Source organism: Streptomyces sp. ME02-8801-2C, assembly GCF_033793965.1.
Lineage (GTDB): Bacteria > Actinomycetota > Actinomycetes > Streptomycetales > Streptomycetaceae > Streptomyces.
In genome coordinates this window covers 445,575-466,343 of the sequence record NZ_JARAXP010000005.1, presented here as the reverse complement: position 1 = coordinate 466,343, position 20,769 = coordinate 445,575, and the positions used below count along the sequence as shown (strand labels likewise).

General features: G+C 70.7%; 18 protein-coding genes and 1 pseudogene. 9 read left to right on the top strand and 10 right to left on the bottom strand.

The features are described from left to right. Position 1 precedes the first annotated feature (1 nt). Positions 2–853, bottom strand: coding sequence for an ABC transporter permease (locus PV396_RS19290; RefSeq protein WP_319206079.1), 852 nt, complete (start codon positions 851–853; stop codon positions 2–4). Next, positions 850–1,914 carry an ATP-binding cassette domain-containing protein gene (locus PV396_RS19285; RefSeq protein ID WP_319206078.1) on the bottom strand — a complete coding sequence of 355 codons (1,065 nt, stop codon included), beginning with the start codon at positions 1,912–1,914 and terminating at the stop codon, positions 850–852. Before PV396_RS19285 ends, PV396_RS19290 begins: the two co-directional genes overlap by 4 nt. 163 nt (positions 1,915–2,077) lie before the next feature. On the opposite strand from PV396_RS19285, the gene PV396_RS19280 reads away from it, so the two are divergent. Continuing rightward, complete coding sequence (locus PV396_RS19280; protein ID WP_319206076.1) at positions 2,078–3,058, top strand: NAD(P)H-quinone oxidoreductase; 981 nt, start codon at positions 2,078–2,080, stop codon at positions 3,056–3,058. 16 nt (positions 3,059–3,074) lie between these two features. Here the strand turns inward: PV396_RS19280 and PV396_RS19275 are convergent, their stop codons facing one another. Further along, positions 3,075–3,476, bottom strand: a complete 402-nt coding sequence (locus tag PV396_RS19275; protein WP_319206074.1) for a hypothetical protein — start codon at positions 3,474–3,476, stop codon at positions 3,075–3,077. 161 nt (positions 3,477–3,637) lie between these two features. Here PV396_RS19275 and PV396_RS19270 point away from each other — a divergent pair, with 161 nt between their 5' ends. After that, complete coding sequence (locus tag PV396_RS19270) at positions 3,638–4,180, top strand: bacterial proteasome activator family protein (RefSeq protein ID WP_006381368.1); 543 nt, start codon at positions 3,638–3,640, stop codon at positions 4,178–4,180. 79 nt (positions 4,181–4,259) lie between these two features. Here the strand turns inward: PV396_RS19270 and PV396_RS19265 are convergent, their stop codons facing one another. Further along, positions 4,260–5,951, bottom strand: a complete 1,692-nt coding sequence (locus PV396_RS19265) for a protein kinase domain-containing protein (protein WP_319206072.1) — start codon at positions 5,949–5,951, stop codon at positions 4,260–4,262. A gap of 349 nt (positions 5,952–6,300) precedes the next feature. On the opposite strand from PV396_RS19265, the gene PV396_RS19260 reads away from it, so the two are divergent. Then, positions 6,301–7,902: a protein kinase domain-containing protein gene (locus PV396_RS19260; RefSeq protein ID WP_319206371.1), complete on the top strand. Its 1,602-nt coding sequence runs from the start codon at positions 6,301–6,303 to the stop codon at positions 7,900–7,902. Between the two features lie 151 nt (positions 7,903–8,053). Here the strand turns inward: PV396_RS19260 and PV396_RS19255 are convergent, their stop codons facing one another. The 4 genes and pseudogenes from PV396_RS19255 to PV396_RS19240 all read right to left on the bottom strand — a co-directional run bounded on the left by PV396_RS19255 (position 8,054) and on the right by PV396_RS19240 (position 11,288). Continuing rightward, on the bottom strand, positions 8,054–9,013 hold the full coding sequence (locus PV396_RS19255) for a phosphotransferase (protein ID WP_416071441.1): 960 nt from the start codon (positions 9,011–9,013) through the stop codon (positions 8,054–8,056). A gap of 510 nt (positions 9,014–9,523) precedes the next feature. Then, positions 9,524–9,970 (bottom strand): annotated as a pseudogene (locus tag PV396_RS19250) (phosphotransferase); the annotation flags it as partial. Positions 9,971–10,046: 76 nt separating this feature from the next. Continuing rightward, positions 10,047–10,445 (bottom strand): pyridoxamine 5'-phosphate oxidase family protein, encoded by a 399-nt coding sequence (locus PV396_RS19245; protein WP_319206070.1) that lies wholly within the window; start codon positions 10,443–10,445, stop codon positions 10,047–10,049. 90 nt (positions 10,446–10,535) lie between these two features. Further along, positions 10,536–11,288, bottom strand: coding sequence for a response regulator transcription factor (locus tag PV396_RS19240; protein WP_319206068.1), 753 nt, complete (start codon positions 11,286–11,288; stop codon positions 10,536–10,538). A gap of 321 nt (positions 11,289–11,609) precedes the next feature. Here PV396_RS19240 and pdhA point away from each other — a divergent pair, with 321 nt between their 5' ends. The 3 genes from pdhA to PV396_RS19225 are packed head-to-tail and all read left to right on the top strand — an operon-like array spanning position 11,610 to position 15,419. Continuing rightward, the gene (pdhA, locus tag PV396_RS19235; protein ID WP_319206066.1) at positions 11,610–12,974 is read left to right on the top strand and encodes a pyruvate dehydrogenase (acetyl-transferring) E1 component subunit alpha; all 1,365 of its coding nucleotides are present in this window, start codon (positions 11,610–11,612) and stop codon (positions 12,972–12,974) included. Positions 12,975–12,976: 2 nt separating this feature from the next. Further along, positions 12,977–13,972 (top strand): alpha-ketoacid dehydrogenase subunit beta, encoded by a 996-nt coding sequence (locus tag PV396_RS19230; RefSeq protein WP_319206064.1) that lies wholly within the window; start codon positions 12,977–12,979, stop codon positions 13,970–13,972. Between the two features lie 10 nt (positions 13,973–13,982). Continuing rightward, positions 13,983–15,419 (top strand): dihydrolipoamide acetyltransferase family protein, encoded by a 1,437-nt coding sequence (locus PV396_RS19225; RefSeq protein ID WP_319206062.1) that lies wholly within the window; start codon positions 13,983–13,985, stop codon positions 15,417–15,419. Between the two features lie 77 nt (positions 15,420–15,496). Here PV396_RS19225 and PV396_RS19220 read toward each other — a convergent pair whose 3' ends face one another. Further along, a complete protein-coding gene (locus tag PV396_RS19220) occupies positions 15,497–16,402 on the bottom strand; it encodes a D-alanyl-D-alanine carboxypeptidase (protein ID WP_319206367.1) in 906 nt (301 codons plus the stop codon). A 316-nt stretch (positions 16,403–16,718) separates the two neighbouring features. Between PV396_RS19220 and PV396_RS19215 the strand changes: the two genes are divergently transcribed. Next, a complete protein-coding gene (locus PV396_RS19215) occupies positions 16,719–17,381 on the top strand; it encodes a GntR family transcriptional regulator (RefSeq protein WP_319206060.1) in 663 nt (220 codons plus the stop codon). Then, complete coding sequence (locus PV396_RS19210; protein WP_319206058.1) at positions 17,378–18,709, top strand: MFS transporter; 1,332 nt, start codon at positions 17,378–17,380, stop codon at positions 18,707–18,709. Before PV396_RS19215 ends, PV396_RS19210 begins: the two co-directional genes overlap by 4 nt. 129 nt (positions 18,710–18,838) lie before the next feature. Here PV396_RS19210 and PV396_RS19205 read toward each other — a convergent pair whose 3' ends face one another. Continuing rightward, positions 18,839–19,663, bottom strand: coding sequence for a maleylpyruvate isomerase family mycothiol-dependent enzyme (locus PV396_RS19205; RefSeq protein ID WP_319206056.1), 825 nt, complete (start codon positions 19,661–19,663; stop codon positions 18,839–18,841). Positions 19,664–19,880: 217 nt separating this feature from the next. On the opposite strand from PV396_RS19205, the gene PV396_RS19200 reads away from it, so the two are divergent. Then, positions 19,881–20,681, top strand: coding sequence for a carbon-nitrogen family hydrolase (locus PV396_RS19200; RefSeq protein ID WP_319206054.1), 801 nt, complete (start codon positions 19,881–19,883; stop codon positions 20,679–20,681). Positions 20,682–20,769 lie beyond the last annotated feature (88 nt).

Below are 20,769 nucleotides of genomic sequence, written 5' to 3'. Positions count from 1 at the left end.
GTCACTTGCGGTTGTAGAGCCGCATCGTGACGGGGCCGAAGACCAGCACCAGCGCGCCCGCCCACCCCAATGACCAGGCGATCTCGGCGGTCGGCCATTCACCGGCCATCAGCTCCCGTACCGCCGACGACACATGGGTGATCGGGCTGTTGTTGACGAAGGCCTGGAGCCAGCCGGGCATGGTGCTCGGGTCGACGAAGACGTTCGACAGGAAGGTCAGCGGGAAGATCACCATCATGCTGACGCCCATCACCGACTTCTCCGTGCGCAGCAGCAGCCCGAACATCGTCCAGATCCACGAGAAGGCGAAGGAGAAGACGAGGAGCAGGGCGATGCCGGCGACCACGCCGACCACTCCGCCGTCGGGGCGGTAGCCCAGGATGACGCCGACCGTCAGCATCACCACGGACGCCATGGCGTAGCGCAGGGCGTCGCCGAGGAGATAGCCGACCATCACCGCGGGCCGCCAGATCGGCAGCGTACGGAAGCGGTCGAAGACGCCCTTCTCGATGTCCGTGTTGACCGAGACACCCGTGTACATCGTGATCATCACGACCGACATCACCAGGATGCCCGGCAGCAGGAACTGGATGTACTCGCGCGGGGAGCCCGCCAGCGCGCCCCCGAACAGGTACGTGTACATCAGCACCATCATGATCGGGAACGCGGTCACGTCGAAGAGCTGCTCCGGGACGTGCTTGATCTTGAGGATCGCGCGCCAGCCGAAGGTCAGGGACGCCGAGAGCGCGCTGGGGCGCGGCGGCCGGTCCTTGGCGACGAGCAGCGCGGCGAGCGACTCGGCGCTGACGGGGGCGAGTTCCCTGTTCTCGGTGGTCGTGGTCGCGGTGCTCATGCCGCCGCCTCGCCTTCGGTGGAGTCTGCCGTGGAGCCGGTGGTGGGGCCGGTCGTGGAGTCGGCCTGGGTGTCGTGGCCGGTGAGGGCGAGGAAGACCTCGTCCAGGCTGGGCTGGCCCAAGGAGAAGTTGTCGACGGTGATGCCGAGCCGGGCCAGTTCGGCGAGGGCGCGGGCCGCCTGCTCGGCCGCGCTGTCGCCGACCGACGTACCGACCCGGGCCGTCAGCGCCACCGGATCGGGCTCGCGCTGCACGGACGCGTCGAGGGTCCGCCGCAGCACCTCCTCCGCCTGTGGCCGCTGGGCCTGGTCGCGCAGCCGCAGATGGACGGACCCGGCGCCGACGGACGCCTTCAGCTCGCCCTTCGTGCCCTCCGCGATCACCTTGCCCCGGTCGATCACGGCGATCCGGGACGCCAGCTGGTCGGCCTCGTCCAGATATTGCGTGGTCAGCAGCACCGTCGTGCCCTGCGCGACCACCGCGCGCACGATGTCCCACACCTGGTTGCGGCTGCGCGGGTCGAGTCCGGTCGTCGGTTCGTCGAGAAAGAGCAGGTCGGGAGTGTTGAGGATGGACGCGGCGATGTCGATCCGCCGCCGCATACCCCCGGAGTAGTGCTTGACCTGCTTCGCCGCCGCGTCCGTGAGCCCGAAGGCCTCCAGCAGCTGGGCCGCGCGCTCGCGGGAGGTCCGCTTGTGATGGCCGAGGAGCCGGCCGAGCAGCACGAGGTTCTCGGTGCCGGTGAGGTCCTCGTCCACGGACGCGTACTGGCCGGTGAGGCTGACCCTGCCGCGTACCGTGTCCGCCTCGCGCACCACGTCGTGGCCGAAGACGTGTGCCTCGCCGCCGTCCGGCCTGAGCAGGGTGGCCAGCATCTTCACGGTGGTCGTCTTGCCTGCGCCGTTCGGACCGAGGACCCCGTAGACCGTGCCGGTGGGCACGGCGAGGTCGACGCCGTCGACGGCCCGGGTGTCACCGAAGGTCTTCACCAGACCCGCGGTCTCGATCGCGAGGTCGGGCACCTCGGCCGCCCGGCCCGCCCTGGCTGCCTGTGGGCTCATGTCTCGGGTCCTTCCGGAGTCCTTGCGCGTACGGGGTGACGCAGAGGGAGACCGCCGGCCGGCCGAGAACTCATCGCTCGCGCGGCCGCACGTTTCTCCACGGTCTCTCCCCCGGACCGGTACCGCACCCCGATTTCCCCGGGGCGGGGAGTAGCGTCCACTCATGCGTGCGATCACGATTCCCGAACCCGGAGGGCCCGAGGCGCTGGTGTGGGCCGAGGTCCCCGATCCCGTTCCCGGCGAGGGCGAGGTGCTGGTCGAGGTGGTGGCCGGCGCCGTCAACCGCGCCGATCTCCTGCAACGCCAGGGCTTCTACAACCCACCGCCCGGCGCCTCCCCGTACCCCGGCCTCGAATGCGCCGGCCGGATCGCCGGGATCGGGCCCGGAGTCTCCGGCTGGTCCGTCGGCGACGAGGTGTGCGCGCTGCTCGCGGGCGGCGGCTACGCCCAGAAGGTCGCCGTGCCGGCCGGCCAGCTGCTGCCCGTTCCCCGGGGCATCGACCTGAAGCGGGCGGCGGCGCTGCCCGAGGTGGCCTGCACGGTCTGGTCGAACGTCTTCATGATCTCCCACCTCCGCCCCGGCGAGACCCTCCTCGTGCACGGCGGCTCCAGCGGCATCGGCACCATGGCCATCCAGCTCGCCAAGGCGGTCGGTGCCAGGGTCGCGGTGACTGCGGGGACGAAGGAGAAGCTCGACCAGTGCGCCGAGCTGGGCGCCGACATCCTCGTCAACTACCGGGAGCAGGACTTCGTCGAGGAGCTCGGGCAGGCCACCGGCGGGACCGGCGCCGACGTCATCCTCGACAACATGGGCGCCAAGTACCTGGACCGCAACATCCGTGCCCTCGCCGTCAACGGGCGGCTCGCGATCATCGGTATGCAGGGCGGCGTCAAGGCCGAACTGAACATCGGCGCGCTCCTCACCAAGCGGGCCGCGGTCACCGCGACCTCGCTGCGCGCCCGCCCGTCGGCCGAGAAGGCGGCGATCGTGGCCGCCGTACGCGAACACGTGTGGCCGCTGATCGAGGCCGGTCAGGTTCGGCCGGTCGTCGACCGCGAGTTCCCGATGAGTGACGCGGCGGCGGCGCACCGGCTGGTGGAGGAGAGCACGCACGTGGGGAAGGTGCTGCTGGTGGTCCCGTAGGACGACGCCCCCGGGGTCACGTCCTACGGGCGCGCAGGCGCAGCGCCAGGAAGGCGAGGCCCAGGCCGAGACCGATGAGGACCAGACCGCTGCCGAGCGGCAGTATCCGCAGCACCGGCCCGGAGACCGCGCCGGGCAGGGCGGCGGAGTCTCCCGGCTCGTCCGGGACGGAGGTCGGCGCCGGGACGGGCTCGGCCGCGCCGTCCGTCGCCTCGTCGGGCGGCGCGGACTCCCGCCGCCCGGGACGCTCCCGTCCCTCGCCCGCCAGGCTGCCGGCCCGGGAGACGTCGGGGGCGGGCCGGACGGCCCGGGTGGCGTCGTACGGGGTTGTCGTGCCGTGGGGGTGGGCGGCGAGCGTGGGTGCCGCCAGGGCCAGCAGGGTGCCGCAGGTACGCAGGGTGCGGAGCCATGGAGTCATGTCGGTGGCCTCCTCCCGCCGCGGAGTCGCCGGTCGACGGTCACCCGTCACCGGGGTTCGACGGGACCAGCCTCACACGCGGTCGCCCGTCCGGCACGTCGGGCGGGGGGTCGGCCGGACCCACCGGCCACCGTCACCGTCCGGTGCGAGAGAATGTCCGCATGGAGATGCCGAGGAACGAAAGGTCGCCGGAGAACCCCCAGATCCTGGTCGTTGGCCAGGACGGGATGGCTCTCGGTGGTGGCGGTGACGACGACTCCCGAGAGATCCCGGTGACGGACATGGTGGAGCAGCCCGCCAAGGTCATGAGGATCGGCAGCATGATCAAGCAGTTGCTGGAGGAGGTGCGCGCGGCTCCTCTCGACGAGGCGAGCCGGGTCCGGCTCAAGGAGATCCACGCCAGCTCGGTGAAGGAGCTGGAGGACGGTCTGGCGCCCGAGCTGGTCGACGAGCTGGAGCGGCTGTCCCTGCCGTTCACCGACGAGGCGATCCCCAGTGACGCCGAACTGCGGATCGCGCAGGCCCAGTTGGTGGGCTGGCTGGAAGGCCTCTTCCACGGGATCCAGACCGCCCTGTTCGCCCAGCAGATGGCCGCGCGGGCCCAGTTGGAGCAGATGCGCCGCGCGCTGCCGCCGGGAGTCGGCGGCCACGAGGGCGACGAGGACCCGCGCACGGGCGGACGTACGGGCGGCCCGTACCTCTAGCCGTCCCCTGATCTCATGGAGCGGGGCCCGGCCGCCGACCGACCGGCTGCCGGGCCCCGCTCCATGAACAACCGTCCGATCAGGACGGGTAGCCCGTCGACACGTTCAGCTCGATCACCGGCATGTCCTCCGGGTCGGCGTCCGTGCCCGCGGAGGGGAACTGGTCCGTGATCATGTCCTTGCCGAACGTGTTCTCCGCGACCCGGGTGACCTTCATCCGCCAGCCCGCCGCCTGGAAACAGGACTTGACCGAGGCCAGGTTCTTGAAGCGGAAGTCGGGCAGCCGGATCTTGTCCGGGTCGGTGTACGACTCCGGCGCCTCCGAGCATTCCTCCGCGTCGATCGTCTTCGCCGGGTCCGGCCCCTTGTACCCGGAATCCGCCCCCGATCCCGTATCCGTACCCGCTTGCGACCCCGAGGTCTGCGAGGCCGAGGCGCTCGGGACGCTGCCGCCCCCGTTGTCGGTGCTGTTTCCGCCGAACTTCAGGGCGAGGAGCAGCCCGCTGATGGCGACGAGCGAGACGACGATCGAACCCACGATCACCGGCGTGTTGCTCTTCCGTCCGCCTCCGGAGCCGCCGACCGGGGGCGTGTGCTGCGCGGCGTACGCGCCGGGCGCCTGGTACGCGGCCTGCTGCGGATAGCCGTACGCCGGAACCGGAGTCGGAGCTGGAGCCGGTGTCTGCGGGGTCGCGTACGCCGGGGGCGGGGTGGCGGCGTACGGATTCGCGTGCTGCGGATGCGACTGCGGGTGCGGGGTCGGCTGGTACGGGGTCTGAACGGGGCCCGGTGTCGGCGGAGTTGCCTGGTCGACCGGGGGGAACACCGCGGAGGCCACGCCCGCGCCGCTCGCCGAGGGGGCGCCCGGCACGATGTTCGGGGCGGCCGGTTGGAGGGAAGCGGCGACGCGCAGGCACTCGTCGCGCATGGCGACGGCGCTCGGGAAACGCTCGTTCGGGTTCTTCTTCAGGGCACGGGCGACCAGCGCGTCCACCGCCGGCGGCAGCGCGCGGTTGACCGAGGAGGGGGCGACAGGCTGCTCCTGGACGTGCGCGTACGCGATCGCAAGGGCTGAGTCGGCGTTGAACGGCAGCCGTCCGGTGACCAGCTGGAACAGCATGATGCCGACCGAGTAGAGATCGGAGCGGGCGTCCACGCCCCGGCCGAGCGCCTGTTCGGGGGAGAGGTACTGCGGGGTGCCGACGACCATGCCGGTCTGGGTCATCGAGGTGACGCCCGACTGCATGGCGCGGGCGATGCCGAAGTCCATGACCTTGACGACGCCGCGTTTGGTCGTCATCACGTTGCCCGGCTTGATGTCCCGGTGGACCAGGCCCATCTCGTGGCTGATCTCCAGCGCCGCCAGCACGTCCGCGGTGATCTTCAGCGCCTTGTCGGCGGGCATCGCCCCGAACTGCCGTACGTCCGCGTCCAGAACGGAGCCGAGCGGCTGCCCCTCCACGTACTCCATGACGATGTACGGGGTCGTCGTCCCCGCCACGTCGTCCTCGCCGGTGTCGAAGACCGAGACGATGTTCGTGTGCGTGAGCTTGGCCACGGCCTGGGCCTCGCGGCGGAAGCGCTCGCGGAACGCCTGTTCACGGCCCAGTTCCGTGTGCAGTGTCTTGATCGCGACCTGTCGGTCCAGGACCGAGTCGTAGGCGAGGTGCACCGAGGCCATGCCGCCCTCGCCGAGGAGGTCGCGCAACTGGTAGCGCCCGCCGGCGAGCGACTGCCCCGCGTACCGGCCGTGTGCGCCGTCCTGGCTCATGTGTCAGCGTCCCCCGGGGCTTCTCCGCAGCCGCACGTGATCGATTGGCTGATTCCGGGCCAAGTCTGCCGGAGGCCACTGGCACGTCAAGTTCGGTGCCCGTTCCGTGACCGTACGGGAAGGAAGCGTCGCGGAAGCGTTACAGGGGTTGCGCGGGCCGGGTGCGGAATTTGCACGACGATACCCGCAACGGGTTTGATGGCCGGTCCGCCCGGGACCCGTTCCAGGGCTCCTCGCGGAGCTCCTCCCGGACCGCCTCCCGGACCGGAGGCTTGCGTGGAGGCTGTAGCGTGGCCGACGGAGACCGTAACAACACCGCGCGCACCGCGGGCAGAAACGACGGCGAGGACTGATGGCACAGCAGCGCGCTCAGGGCCCGTCCGACCCCGAGGCGGCGGGCGGCGGTATGTCAGACGCGCCTGAGTTGTGGGGCAACGGCGGACTTGTCGGGGACGGCCGGTACCGGCTCACCCACAGACTCGGCCGGGGCGGCATGGCGGAGGTGTTCGCCGCCGAGGACGTGCGTCTCGGACGGACCGTCGCGGTCAAACTGCTCCGCGCCGACCTCGCCGAGGACCCCATCTCCAAGGCCCGCTTCACGCGCGAGGCGCAGTCCGTGGCCGGGCTCAACCACCACGCGATCGTCGCCGTGTACGACTCGGGCGAGGACTTCGTGGGCGGCCAGTCCGTCCCGTACATCGTGATGGAGATCGTCGAGGGGCGCACGATTCGTGACCTCCTCATCAACGCCGAGGCGCCGGGGCCCGAGCAGGCCCTGATCATCGTCTCCGGGGTGCTGGAAGCGCTTGCCTATTCGCACCAGCACGGCATCGTGCACCGCGACATCAAGCCCGCCAACGTGATCATCACGCACGGTGGCGCCGTCAAGGTGATGGACTTCGGTATCGCCCGCGCGCTGCACGGCGCGTCGACGACGATGACGCAGACCGGCATGGTCATGGGCACGCCCCAGTACCTCTCGCCGGAGCAGGCCCTCGGCAAGGCCGTCGACCACCGCTCCGACCTGTACGCCACCGGCTGTCTGCTGTACGAACTCCTCGCGCTGCGGCCCCCGTTCACCGGCGAGACCCCGCTGTCCGTGGTCTACCAGCACGTCCAGGACATCCCGGTGCCGCCGTCCCAGGTCTCGGACGGCGCGCCGCCGGAACTCGACGGGCTCGTCATGCGTTCCCTCGCCAAGGAGCCGGACGACCGCTTCCAGACCGCCGAGGAGATGCGCGGGCTGATCCAGTACGGCCTGCAGATGCTGTACGACCAGGGCAGCCACACCGGCACCTGGAACACCGGGCCCGTCGACATGCACGACGGCCGGCACACCCCCTCGGCGGGTTTCGCCGGTACCGCGGTGATGAACCACCCCGGCGACCAGTCCGGCACCACCCAGATCCCCCAGCAGATCCTGCCCACCGGATACGGCGGCGGGGACGACGGCGGCTTCGAGGGCCACGGCAACCGGGGAAGCGGCCGGGGCAAGCTGTGGATACTGGCGTTCTTCGCCGTGATCGCCGTCGCGGCGGGCGTCGCCCTCGCCCTCCAGGGCGGCAAGGGCACCGGCGAGAAGTCGGACACCACGAAGACGCCGTCCGCCTCGCCGTCCGCGACGAGCGAGAACCCCACGCCTACTCCGAGCGAGGAGCCCTCCGAGGAGCCGTCGAACACCACCACGGACGACGGCACTGGTTCGGGCTCGGGATCCTCCCAGTGGACGCCGTCGTCCACACCGTCCTTCACCACGTCCCCGACCCCCTCGACTCAGCCGTCGAGCACACCGTCGGACGTGGCGTCGACCCCGGTGCCCTCGGAAACCGCGTCGGCGCCGTCGTCGGATCCGACGCCGTCGTCGGATCCGACGGGTGACAGTGCCGGCGCCGACGGTGGCGGCGAGGCGGACGGCGGTACGACGGAGGGCGGCGGAGGCACCACCCCCTGAGCCGCCGACCATCCCTCCGGGTGCACGAACCCCCGGTCGGTTGACGGAAACCAGCCTCCACGCGCGCGTGCGGCCCGAAGAGGGCTCCACGCGCGCGTTGTGCTTTGACGGGTCCGGAGGTTACGGGCAGCCGAAACCGCCCTGGGTGGCGTCAGGCCACGAACGCCTCGCACACCGTGTCGTACTCGCGCGTCCACCACACCGCGAGCGCGGAGGCGGCCGGGAACTGGGAGTCGGCGCGGGTGTCGCCCCGCTCGTAGTGCCAGCGGAGCATCCAGAAGTCGTTCAGCCGCTCCCACCACACCCGGTGCACGGCGGCGGCGAGCTCGGAGGGCGTGGCTCCCGCCGTACGCCGGTACGCGCGCGCGTAGGCCCGGATCTTGGGCAGGTCGAGCGTGCCCGCGGGCTGCACGAAGAAGATCGCGGCGGCGCGTACGGCCTCCTCCGCGCGGGGGCGCACACCGAGCCGGTCCCAGTCGACGATCGCCGCCGGGGAGTCTCCCTTGTAGAGCACGTTGAACGGGTGGAAGTCCCCGTGCACCCAGCCCACCGAGCCGCCCGGCGGGGGCCGCCGGTCCGCGTGCCGCTCCAACAGTGCCCGCCGTTCCAGGAGACGGTGGCGGGCCAGCTCGTCGAAGGCGTCGGTGGGGCGGTGGCGGCGGACGTGGGCCAGGAGATCGTCGATGAGGGCGAAGGTGTCGCTGGGGTCGGCGGAGGGGGAGGGTTGGGTGTCGGCGGGGTCTGCGGAGTGGTCGGAGCGGTAGGAGTGGTCGGGACCGGTCGGGCGGTGCGTTTCGGCGGGGTCGCGGGGGCGGTCGGGGCTGTGGGGGTGGCGTAAACGGTGCCTGTCGGCTGTGGACGGGGGCTCGACGGGCGTACCGGGGGCGTGGGCCGTACCGAAGGCATCTTCGGCAGGTTCGGCATGGGTGACGCCTCGGTTCCGGCCGTCGGCGGAGCCGATCCTGCGGGCGGTGGAGCGGTGGTGGGCGACTCTGCCAGGGCGGCTCGCCACTCCCCCTCGGCCGGCGTCTCGTCGCGGGGCGACCTCGGCGACGCCGCCCCGTTCCGGGGGCTGGGGCAGACCGGCGGTCGCTGCCCTCGGGCCGGGCAGGGCCTGTCCTGCGGCCTCGTCCTCGCATCCGGCCCAAGAGCCGTTCCCGGGCTTGGCCCCGTTTCCAGGTCCGGTTCCGGCCGAGGCTGCGTTCGCGGGCCCGGTTCCGGCCCAGACTCCGTTCTCAGCCCCGGTTCCGGCCCAGACTCCGTTCTCAGCCCCGGTTCCGGCCCAAGCTGCGTTCGCGGGCCCGGTTCCGGCCCGAGTGCCGTTTCCGGGCTCGGCTGCAGCCCAAGCCCCGTTCCTGGGCCCGGTTCCGGCCCAGGCCCCGTTTCCGGGCTCGGCTCCAGCCCAAGCCTCGTTCCCCGGGCCAGTTGCAGCCCAAGCTGCGTTCCTTGGCCCAGCCCCAGCCCCAGCGCTAGCCCAAGCCCCGTTCCCCGGGCCAACTGCAGCCCAAGCTGCGTTCCTGGGACCGGCCCCAGCCCAAGTTCCGTTCCCAGGACCAGCCCCAGCCCCGTTCACAGGCCCAACCCCAGCCCAGGCCCCGCCCTCGCCCTGCTCGCCCAGTGCCCGGCCCCGCCTCGGCATCACCCGTTCCAGGCTTGCGTGGACCACGCCCAGCAACGCGCCCAGCCGGTCGCACTGGACGGTCGTGAGCTGGCCGCCGTGGCGGTGGCGGCCGTCGATCCAGGGGTGCAGGGCGTAGGCGTGGCCGCCGACGACGGCGACCGTACGGCCGTCGCGGCCGGGCAGCGGTGGGGCCACCGGGACGCCGAGATCCGCGAGGCGCTGGGTTGCCCGGTGCTGGCGGGCGATCGCGGCGGGGTCGGCGGTCTCGGGGTCGAAGTGGTGCTTCAGGAAGTAGTCGCCGCGGGTGGTGGCGAGCCGGTATCCGCGGTTCAACAGGCCCTGTTCGACGGGGTGGCAGGTCAGCGCGGACCCGGCGGAGTACTGGCGGAGAAGGGCGCCCAGAGGGGGCGCGTGGGACGCAAAAGGTGGTACAGATGAGCGCGGCACGCGCCAGATGGTAGGGCACGAGCCGGGCGTGCGCGCGGGGCGCTTGTCACAGGCAGTCACAGGTGACCGCGTACAGTCACGGGCGGTCGGGTTCGATCACGGAGTGCACTGTGACGAACTGGGGTTCGATTTTCAGATAGACGGGATCGAAGGGAACGCCGTCCACAGAACGGGGCGCGGGCCCGAACCGGTCGAGCTCGGCGGCGGTCGGTTCGACGGCGGCGCACTCCCCGACGATCTGCACGGACCACGATCCGCGACTCCGGGCGGACGGAACATCCGCGCCGTACGCGACCACACCGCCCACGCACGCCCTGTGATACCCGTGGCCCCCGTGCAGCCGCAGCAGGAGCCGTCCGTCCACGACGATGTGCCGGGCGGACGCCAGGCAGGGCAGTGCGCGCATGCTGGTCGCGACCCGGCCGTGTTCGACGCGGCCGAGGAGATCGGCGGCGCGCTGTTCGTCGGTCGGCATGTACCCACAGTGCGCACCGCGCGGAGGGGCACACCAGGGGCGCTCGCCCCGAGAAGAAAGGCCCTAAGTCCCGATTCGGGGATTCACCCCTCAAAACCCCCCGCCGCTGCCCCCGCTGCCCCCGCTGCCCCCGCTGTCCCTGCTGTCCCTGCTGTCCCCCGGCCCCGGCTGCCCCCGGCGCTCCCCCTGCATCCGGGCGACGTACGCCGCCGCCTGTGCGCGCCTCTGCATACCCAGCTTCGACAGCAGGCCGGACACATAGTTCTTGATCGTCTTCTCGGCCAGATGCAGCCGCTCGCCGATCGCCCGGTTGGTGAGTCCCTCGCCGATCAGATCGAGGATCCGACGCTCCTGTTCGCTGAGGTTGGCGAGCCGCTCGTCACCCTGCGCGCCCGTGTCGGCGCCGCCGCCGCTCCGCAGCCGCTCCAGGACCCGGGCGGTCGCGACCGGGTCGAGCAGCGATCTGCCCGCGGCCACGTCCCGTACGGCCGCCAGTAGTTCATGTCCGCGGATGGCCTTCAGGACGTACCCGGAGGCGCCCGCCATGATCGCGTCGAAGAGGGCCTCGTCGTCGGCGAACGAGGTCAGCATCAGGCACTTGACACCCGTGTCCTGGGAGCGGATCTCGCGGCACACCTCGACACCGCTGCCGTCCGGGAGCCGTACGTCCAGGACGGCCACGTCCGGGCGGGTGGCCGGAATCCGTGCCAGGGCCTCGGCCGCCGTGCCGGCCTCGCCGACCACCTCGATGTCGTCCTCGACCGAGAGCAGTTCGTGGACTCCCCGGCGGACGACTTCATGGTCATCGAGGAGAAATACGGTGATTTTTCCGTCTTCGGGCACGGGGACAGTCTCACATACCGGCTCTTCCCGTGGGCCGGGTGCGCGGGATAACGTGCCGTTGTTCCGGCCCCCTGCAAGGCTGTGACCAGGGCCCCTTCCCCACTTGCTCAATTTACTTGGATTTCCAAGCAAAAACGCAGGTCAGGGGGGTTTCATAGAAATATGGCGCACTGGGTAACGTGAGCTTTGCGGGACGCTCGCCGGGGCACCTGTCACGCCTGTTCCCGGCCGAGTGGCACCCACCCCGTGCACGGGTCTCGGGAACAGGTGACCGCACTGGTTACCCGGCAACCCCGGGGCCGGACCGACGGAGGAGTACACGTGACCGTGGAGAGCACTGCCGCGCGCAAACCGCGACGCAGCGCCGGAAGCAAGACCGGTACCACCCGCACCACCGCGCAGAGCGCCGACGCACCGGCCGCCGACGCATCAGCCACGGCCGCGCAGCCCGCCACTGCCCCTGCCGCCCCGACCAGGGCCACGGCCGCGAAGCGCACCACCACCAGCCGCACCCGCACTGGTACCGGTACTGCTACCGGTACCGGTAAACGCGCCGTCGCCAAGAAGCCGGCGGCGAAACCCGCGAAGACGGCCGGGGCGGTCGCCGACCCGGACCTCGTCCAGCTGCTGACCCCCGCGGGCAGGCGCGTCAAGAACGCCGCCTACGACCCGTACGTCGCCACCCTCACCTCCGACGACCTGCGCGGCCTGTACCGGGACATGGTGCTGACCCGCCGCTTCGACGCCGAGGCCACCGCCCTCCAGCGCCAGGGCGAGCTGGGTCTGTGGGCCTCGCTGCTCGGCCAGGAGGCCGCCCAGATCGGCTCCGGCCGCGCCACCCGGCCCGACGACTACGTCTTTCCGACCTACCGTGAGCACGGCGTCGCCTGGTGCCGGGACATCGACCCGACCAACCTGCTCGGCATGTTCCGCGGGGTCAACCACGGTGGCTGGGACCCCAACACCAACAACTTCCACCTCTACACGATCGTCATCGGCTCGCAGACCCTGCACGCCACCGGCTACGCGATGGGCGTGGCCAAGGACGGCGCCGACTCGGCGGTCATCGCCTACTTCGGGGACGGCGCCTCCAGCCAGGGCGACGTCGCCGAGTCCTTCACCTTCGCCTCGGTCTACAACGCCCCCGTGGTGTTCTTCTGCCAGAACAACCAGTGGGCCATCTCCGAGCCGACCGAGCGCCAGACCCGCGTCCCGCTCTACCAGCGCGCGCAGGGCTACGGCTTCCCGGGCGTACGCGTGGACGGCAACGACGTGCTGGCCGTCCTCGCGGTGACGAAGTGGGCCCTGGAGCGGGCCCGCAACGGCGAGGGGCCGACGCTGGTCGAGGCCTACACCTACCGCATGGGCGACCACACCACCTCCGACGACGCGAGCCGCTACCGCCATGACGACGAGCGGGCGGCCTGGGCGGCAAAGGACCCGATCGCGCGCCTGCGCACCTACCTCGAGGCCTCAAACCACGCGGACGAGGGATTTTTCGCGGAACTGGAGGCCGAGAGCGAGTCGTTGGGCAGGCGAGTACGCGAAGTGGTCCGTGCCATGCCGGACCCGGACCACTTCGCGATGTTCGAGCACACCTACGCCGACGGGCACGCGCTCGTGGACGAGGAAAGGGCCCAGTTCGCCGCCTACCAGGCGTCGTTCGCAGATGTGGAGGGGGCATGACCATGGCGGAGAAAACCGTGACGTCGAAGAGCATGGCCCTGGCCAAGGCGATCAACGAGTCGCTGCGCAAGGCTCTGGAGACGGACCCCAAGGTCCTGATCATGGGTGAGGACGTCGGCAAGCTGGGCGGTGTCTTCCGGGTCACCGACGGGCTGCAGAAGGACTTCGGCGAAGACCGGGTCATCGACACCCCGCTCGCCGAGTCGGGCATCGTCGGCACGGCCATCGGCCTCGCCCTGCGTGGCTACCGCCCCGTGGTGGAGATCCAGTTCGACGGCTTCGTCTTCCCGGCGTACGACCAGATCGTCACGCAGCTCGCGAAGATGCACGCACGCGCGTTGGGCAAGATCAAGCTCCCGGTCGTCATCCGCATCCCGTACGGCGGGGGCATCGGCGCGGTCGAGCACCACTCGGAGTCCCCGGAGGCGCTCTTCGCGCATGTGGCGGGCCTCAAGGTGGTGTCCCCGGCCAACGCCTCGGACGCCTACTGGATGATGCAGCAGGCCATTCAGAGCGACGACCCGGTGATCTTCTTCGAGCCGAAGCGGCGCTACTGGGACAAGGCCGAGGTCGATGTCGAGGCCATTCCCGGCCCGCTCCACAAGGCCCAGGTGGTCCGGGCGGGCACCGATCTCACCCTCGCCGCCTACGGCCCGATGGTGAAGCTGTGCCTGGAGGTCGCGAACGCGGCGGCCGAGGAGGGCAGGTCCCTGGAGGTCCTCGACCTCCGGTCGGTCTCCCCGCTCGACTTCGACTCCGTGCAGGCCTCGGTCGAGAAGACCCGCCGTCTGGTCGTGGTGCACGAGGCACCGGTGTTCTTCGGCTCGGGCGCGGAGATCGCCGCCCGGATCACGGAGCGCTGCTTCTACCACCTGGAGGCCCCGGTGCTCAGGGTCGGCGGCTACCACGCCCCGTACCCGCCGGCGCGCCTCGAGGAGGAGTACCTACCGAGCCTGGACCGGGTGCTCGACGCCGTCGACCGCTCGCTGGCGTACTGAGGAGAGGGACGTGACGACGATGACTGACGCGTCCGTTCGCGAGTTCACCATGCCCGACGTGGGCGAGGGACTCACCGAGGCCGAGATCCTCAAGTGGTACGTCCAGCCGGGCGACACCGTCACCGACGGACAGGTGGTGTGCGAGGTCGAGACCGCCAAGGCGGCCGTCGAACTGCCCATCCCGTACGACGGGGTCGTGCGCTCACTGCACTTCCCCGAGGGCACGACGGTCGACGTGGGTACGTCGATCATCGCGGTGGACGTCACCGGCGGCGCCGGTGACACGGCTCCGGCACAGGCCGCGAAGGCGACGGTTCCGGCGCCGGCCTCCGCACCGGCCGCAGCCGGGGAGGAGAAGCCGCAGGCCCGCCAGCCGGTCCTCGTCGGCTACGGCGTGGCCGCCTCCTCGACCAAGCGTCGGCCCCGCAAGGGCGCCGAGGTCCCGGTCCGTGAGGTCGCCGCCGCGGTCCAGCAGGAGCTGAACGGCCACAGTGACCTCACGGCTCTCGCCGGCGGGGCCGCGGTCGCCTCCGCCCGTCCGCTGGCGAAGCCGCCGGTGCGCAAGCTCGCCAAGGATCTCGGCGTCGACCTCGCGACGGTGACCCCGTCGGGCCCCGACGGCGTCATCACGCGCGAGGACGTGCACGCGGCGGTGGCCCCGGCGGCACCCGAGCCGGTGCCCACCACACCGGCCGCGGCTCCCGCCGTACCCGCGCCGGTGGCCACGTACGACGGCACGCGGGAGACACGCGTCCCGGTCAGGGGCGTACGGAAGGCGACCGCGACGGCGATGGTCGGTTCGGCGTTCACCGCGCCGCATGTCACCGAGTTCGTGACGGTGGACGTGACGCGCACGCTGAAGCTGGTCGAGGAGCTCAAGAAGGCCCCCGAGTCGTACGGGATGCAGGGTCTGCGGGTGAACCCGCTGCTGCTGATCGCCAAGGCCTTCCTGGTCGCCATCAAGCGCCATCCGGACGTCAACGCGTCCTGGGACGAGGCGAACCAGGAGATCGTGCTCAAGCACTACGTCAACCTGGGTATCGCGGCGGCCACGCCGCGCGGTCTGATCGTCCCGAACATCAAGGACGCCCACGACAAGACGCTTCCGCAACTGGCGGAGGCGCTCGGCGATTTGGTGTCCACGGCCCGGGACGGCAGGACGTCGCCGGCGGCCATGCAGGGCGGCACGGTGACGATCACGAACGTCGGCGTCTTCGGCGTCGACACGGGCACGCCGATCCTGCCGCCCGGCGAGTCCGCGATCCTCGCGGTCGGCGCGATCAGGCTGCAGCCGTGGGTCCACAAGGGCAAGGTCAAGCCCCGCCAGGTGACGACCCTGGCGCTCTCCTTCGACCACCGGCTGGTGGACGGGGAGTTGGGGTCCAAGGTGCTGGCGGACGTGGCGGCGATCCTGGAACAGCCGAAGAAGCTCATCACCTGGGCGTAGGCGCGCGAGGCAACGGCATGACGAAGGGGGCCCACCGTGGTGGGCCCCCTCTGTCATGCATGCGTGCGTGCCGGGTGTCAGCCCAGGCGCGCGAAGCCGTAGTTCATCAGCTTCTTCGCGTCCGCCGTACGGTTGGCGATCGACGAGGAGGCGAGGACCGTGCCGATGACCGTCTTGCCGTTGCGGGTCGCGGCGAAGACCAGGCAGTACTTGGCCTGCGGGCCGGAGCCGGTCTTGATGCCGATGGTGCCCGCGTAGCTGGTCATCAGCGGCTTGTTGGTGTTCTCCCACGCCATCCAGCGGGTGCCGCCGTTGGCCGTGGTGACCTTCTCCTTGAAGTTCTGCGTCCGCACGATCGCGCGGAAGGCGCCGGTCTTCATGGCGTTGCTGGCGAGCTTCGTCAGGTCGCGCGGGGTCGAGTAGTTCGACCCGTTGCCGATGCCGTCGAAGCTGTCGAACTTGGTGTTCGTCATGCCGAGGCTCCTGGCAGTGGCGTTCATCTTGCCGATGAACGACTTCACCCGGAGGGCACGCGTCGAGCCGGTGCCGAACTTGTCCGCCAGCGCGTACGCCGCGTCGCAGCCCGACGGCAGCATCAGCCCGTACAGCAGCTGGCGGACGGTGACCATGTCGCCGACGATCAGCCGGGCCGACGAGGCGTTGTTGGCGACGATGTAGTCGCTGTACGCCTTCTGGATCTTCACCTTGGCGTTGAGGTTCAGGTTCGGCTGCGCCAGCACGACCTTCGCGGTCATGATCTTCGTGGTGGAACCGGTGGACAGTTTGGTGTCAGCGGCCTTGCCGTACAGGGTCGAGCCGTTGGCGTTGTTCATCAGATAGCCGCCCTTGGCGACGATCGTCGGAACGGCCACAGCGGCTTGTGCGGGCGCCGCGGTGAGCGCTCCGGTCGCGAGCACGGCGCCGGTGGTGACCACGACGGCTGCGGCTCTGCGAAAGCGGATGCCCTGGATGCCGGTTATCAACTTCAATACCCCGATTACGTATGAATCGTCCGAATGCCACTGGAGAGCGGCCGAACTGGCCGAGCCGAGTCGGCGTACCGCCGCTCTCGTGTGACTCGTAACTAGCACAGTTGGTTGTGCGCGTACTGAGGCGGGTTCCCCGATTTTCCCTTTCCGAGGGACGCCGTACGGCTCTGCGTGGTTCCCGCGACCCTTCAGGAAGTTGAACCGCTGTCCGTGCGGCGACGTCACGCCTCGAACGGGGATCGGTTCACGGGATCGGTCCATATGGCGGACGGGCGCCCTTATGGGTACGTGATGTATCTATGCTGTCGCCATGAGCAGCCCGGCCGTCCAGCACGTGAAGCAACCTCCCGCCGCCGACCGCGTCTACGCACACGTCAAAGAGGGTGTCCTGGACCGCCGTTACGAAGGCGGGACCCTGCTCACCGAAGGCGAACTCGCCGAGGCCGTCGGGGTGTCGCGCACACCGGTGCGCGAGGCGCTGCTGCGGCTGGAGGCCGAGGGGCTGATCAAGCTCTACCCGAAGAAGGGCGCGCTGGTCCTGCCCGTCTCCGCGCAGGAGATCGCGGACGTCGTCGAGACCCGGCAACTGGTCGAGGAGCACGCCATCCGCAAGGCCGTGCCCGCCTCGCCGCAGCTCATCGCCCGGCTCACGGAACTCCTCGAACGGCAGCGCGAACAGGCGGCCGCTGGAGACCTCGCGGGCGCGGCCGTGACCGACCGCTGCTTCCACGCCGAGATCGTCCGCAGCGGGGGCAACGAGATCCTCTCCCGGCTGTACGACCAACTGCGCGACCGGCAGCTGAGGATGGGCGTCGCGTTCATGCACGCGCACCCCGACCGCATCACCAAGACGCTCACCGAGCACCGGGAGATCCTCGACGCGCTGCGCTCGGGCGATCCGGAGGCGGCGGTCGCGATCGTGCACCGGCATGTCAGCTGGTTCTCCAACCTGGCGCGGGGCGATGTGCGATGAGCTCCAGGCCTCTTGCCGCCGCCGGTGCCGGTTCGCTGCCCGGTGACCCTCCCGGCGGGCGCCGTGCCGTCCTGGTCTGGTCCGTCGGCGTCTGCGTCTACTTCGTCGCCGTCATCTTCCGTACGTCCCTGGGGGTGGCGGGGCTCGACGCCGCCGACCGCTTCCATGTCAACGCGTCCGCCCTGTCCACCTTCTCGATCCTCCAGCTCCTCGTGTACTCGGGCATGCAGATCCCGGTGGGGCTCCTCGTCGACCGGCTCGGCACGAAGAAGGTGCTGACCATCGGGGTGGTGCTGTTCACCGCCGGGCAGCTGGGGTTCGCGTTCTCCCCGTCGTTCGGCACCGCTCTCGCCTCCCGCGCGCTGCTCGGGTGCGGCGACGCGATGACGTTCATCAGCGTGCTGCGGCTGGGGTCCCGGTGGTTCCCGGCGCGGCGCGGGCCGATGATCGCGCAGTTGGCGGGGCTGGCCGGGATGGCCGGCAACCTCGTCTCGACGCTCGTCATCGCGCGGCTGCTGCACGGCGTCGGATGGACGGCGGCCTTCGCGGGCAGCGCGGTCGCGGGCGTGGTGGTGCTGGTTCTGCTGGTCGCCTTCCTCCGGGATCACCCGGAGGGGCACGAGCCGGAGCCGTTCCCGCACCAGGGAGCCACGTACGTACGTCGGCAGATCGCCGCCTCGTGGCGTGAGCCCGGGACGCGACTCGGGCTGTGGGTGCACTTCACCACCCAGTTCCCGGCGATGGTGTTCCTGCTGCTGTGGGGCCTGCCGTTCCTCGTCGAGGCCCAGGGGCTCACGCGGGCGACTGCGGGAGAGCTGCTGACGCTCGTCGTGCTCTCCAACATGGTCATCGGACTGGTGTACGGCCAGATCGTCGCCCGGCACCACACCGCGCGGCTGCCGCTGGCACTGGGCACGGTGGGGGCCACGGCGGTGATGTGGGCGGTGACGCTCGCCTACCCGGCGGTGGCCGGAACCGAACACGCCCCGATGTGGCTGCTGGTGGTGCTGTGCGCGGTGCTCGGGGCCTGCGGGCCCGCGTCGATGCTCGGGTTCGATTTCGCCCGGCCGGCCAATCCGCCCGAGCGTCAGGGGACGGCGTCCGGGATCACCAACATGGGCGGTTTCGTCGCCTCGATGACCACGCTGTTCGCGGTCGGTGTGCTACTGGACGCGACCGGCGGCAACTACACCGCCGCGTTCTCGTTCGTGTTCCTGTTGCAGGGGGTCGGCGTCAGCCAGATCCTGCGGTTGCGGAAGCGGGCGGCGCGGCGGGAACGTGAGCGGTTGGTTGTTAGCAGGGTGTCGACGGTGCACGTTCCTGTGTAGGTGCGGGGTGTTGGTGTGGGCGTCTCTGGGGGCTGCCGCCCCCAGGCCCCCGCTATCGGCCCTGAAGGGGCCTCGTCCTCAAACGCCGGACGGGCTGAGGGTGCCGGTCGGCGCTGGAATGTGACCGTCTCAGGGCGTGACCGCGAAGTGGCTCAGGATCGCCCGCGTCAGGCTCGGGTCGCCCTCCGCCTTGATGCGGTCGGCCACGGCCTCCGGGGTCACCCTGCCGCAGGCCAGGCGGAAGTAGGTCTCCCAGTCAAGGGCGAAGCTGGCGGCGGGGCCCAGGGCCGGGGCCGTTTCCAGGGTGCCGCGGCCGTTGATGTCGACGCGGATCGTGCGCAGGAACTCGATCGGACCGTGCACGTCGAACACGACCGCCGAACTGCGCGGGGCCCCCGCGTCCTTGGCGACGACCTTCGGCAGCCGGGCCAGCAGCACGTCCCGCGCGACGTGCGCGCCGGGCGAGTCGAGGTTGCCGGGCCGGCCGAGGGCGGTGCGCAGGTCCTGCTCGTGCACCCACACGTCGAACGCGCGGTTGCGCATGGCGTCCACGAGGGCGGTCTCCTGGCCGTGCAGGCCCCGGATCATCGCGCCCGGTTCCCGTGACTCGTTGCGCAGCTGGCGGTTGCGGCGGATGACCGTGTACTCCAGCTCGGACGTCATCTCGGGGGCCGTGTGGTGCCGCCGTACGTCGACCTGCATCTCCGTGTAGCGCTGCTGCTCGTTGGTGACGTGGTAGAGGTCGCGCGGGAGGGTGTGGATGGGACGCGGGTCGCCGAGCATCTCCGTCTCCATGCCGATGACATGGGAGACCACGTCACGGACCGACCAGCCAGGGCATGGCGTCCTGCGGTTCCACTCGCTCTCCACGAGCGGTGACACCAGCTCGGATATCGCTTCGATGGAGTGGGTCCAGGCGTCGGCGTAGGGCTGGAGAGTGGGATGCAGACTCACGGAACGGGACCCCTCGGGCGGTCGGTACGCGGGCAGTGGTGACGGCGGATGACGGCGGGTGTCGACGGCGTTGTCGGCGGTACGAAGGCGCGGGCGGGACGGCTGTCGGCGGGTGTCTTGGAACGTTAAGTTACGCTGCTGTGAGGCACCCCGGCAGTGCTTTCGTGTGACGATCGTAGGCCCGTGTGAACGGCTCGAATGTCAGGACGGTGGTAGTGTGCGCGCCTCGCTCATCCAGATCGGTGTAGAAGAGGGCGAATCGGTCGAATCGCGCCGAAGGCGTGTGGCCTCGCTGGTGCGGGAAGAGTCCGGCGCCGACCTCGTCGTACTGCCCGAGCTGTGGACGACAGGGGCCTTCGCCTACGAGCTGTTCGCGACGGAGGCCGAGCCGCTGGACGGGCCGACGTACGAGGCGATGGCCAAGGCGGCGAGCGACGCGGGCGTGTGGCTGCATGCCGGCTCGATTCCGGAGCGGGACCCCGAAGGACCGCTGTACAACACCTCCCTCGTCTTCTCCCCCGCCGGTGAGCTGGCCGCCGCCTACCGCAAGATTCATCGGTTCGGCTTCGACAAGGGTGAGGCCGTGCTGATGGGCGCGGGCGCCGAACTGGTCACCGTTTCCCTCCCCGAGACGACTGTTGGCATCGCCACCTGCTACGACCTCCGTTTCCCCGAGCTCTTCCGTGGTCTCGTCGACGCGGGTGCCGAGACGCTTGTGGTCTCGGCGGGGTGGCCGGAGCGGCGGCGGGCCCACTGGACGTTGCTGGCGCAGGCGCGGGCGGTCGAGAACCAGGCGTTCGTCCTTGCTTGTGGAACGGCTGGGACCCATGCGGGGGTTCCGCAGGCCGGTCACTCGATCGTGGTTGATCCGTGGGGTGACGTGTTGGGGGAGGCCGGTGGGGGTGAGGAGGTTCTCCGGGTGGAGTTCGAGCCGGGGAAGGTCGGGGAGACTCGGGAGCAGTTTCCGGCGTTGAAGGACCGGGTGTTGGGGGTTGCGGTGCCGACGCGGCTGCGGTGACGTGGGGTTTTTCGCCCCCGCCGCCCCTACCCGTCCCATCCCGTTCCTGGGGGCTGCGCCCCCAGACCCCCTACGGCCCTGAACGGGC

What these genes read in the sequence shown, in the direction of transcription:
- PV396_RS19290 (WP_319206079.1), bottom strand. Translation starts at nt 853, where the DNA reads ATGAGCACCGCGACCACGACCACCGAGAACAGGGAACTCGCCCCCGTC.
- PV396_RS19285 (WP_319206078.1), bottom strand. Translation starts at nt 1,914, where the DNA reads ATGAGCCCACAGGCAGCCAGGGCGGGCCGGGCGGCCGAGGTGCCCGAC.
- PV396_RS19280 (WP_319206076.1), top strand. Translation starts at nt 2,078, where the DNA reads ATGCGTGCGATCACGATTCCCGAACCCGGAGGGCCCGAGGCGCTGGTG.
- PV396_RS19275 (WP_319206074.1), bottom strand. Translation starts at nt 3,476, where the DNA reads ATGACTCCATGGCTCCGCACCCTGCGTACCTGCGGCACCCTGCTGGCC.
- PV396_RS19270 (WP_006381368.1), top strand. Translation starts at nt 3,638, where the DNA reads ATGGAGATGCCGAGGAACGAAAGGTCGCCGGAGAACCCCCAGATCCTG.
- PV396_RS19265 (WP_319206072.1), bottom strand. Translation starts at nt 5,951, where the DNA reads ATGAGCCAGGACGGCGCACACGGCCGGTACGCGGGGCAGTCGCTCGCC.
- PV396_RS19245 (WP_319206070.1), bottom strand. Translation starts at nt 10,445, where the DNA reads ATGCCGACCGACGAACAGCGCGCCGCCGATCTCCTCGGCCGCGTCGAA.
- PV396_RS19230 (WP_319206064.1), top strand. Translation starts at nt 12,977, where the DNA reads ATGGCGGAGAAAACCGTGACGTCGAAGAGCATGGCCCTGGCCAAGGCG.
- PV396_RS19215 (WP_319206060.1), top strand. Translation starts at nt 16,719, where the DNA reads ATGAGCAGCCCGGCCGTCCAGCACGTGAAGCAACCTCCCGCCGCCGAC.
- PV396_RS19210 (WP_319206058.1), top strand. Translation starts at nt 17,378, where the DNA reads ATGAGCTCCAGGCCTCTTGCCGCCGCCGGTGCCGGTTCGCTGCCCGGT.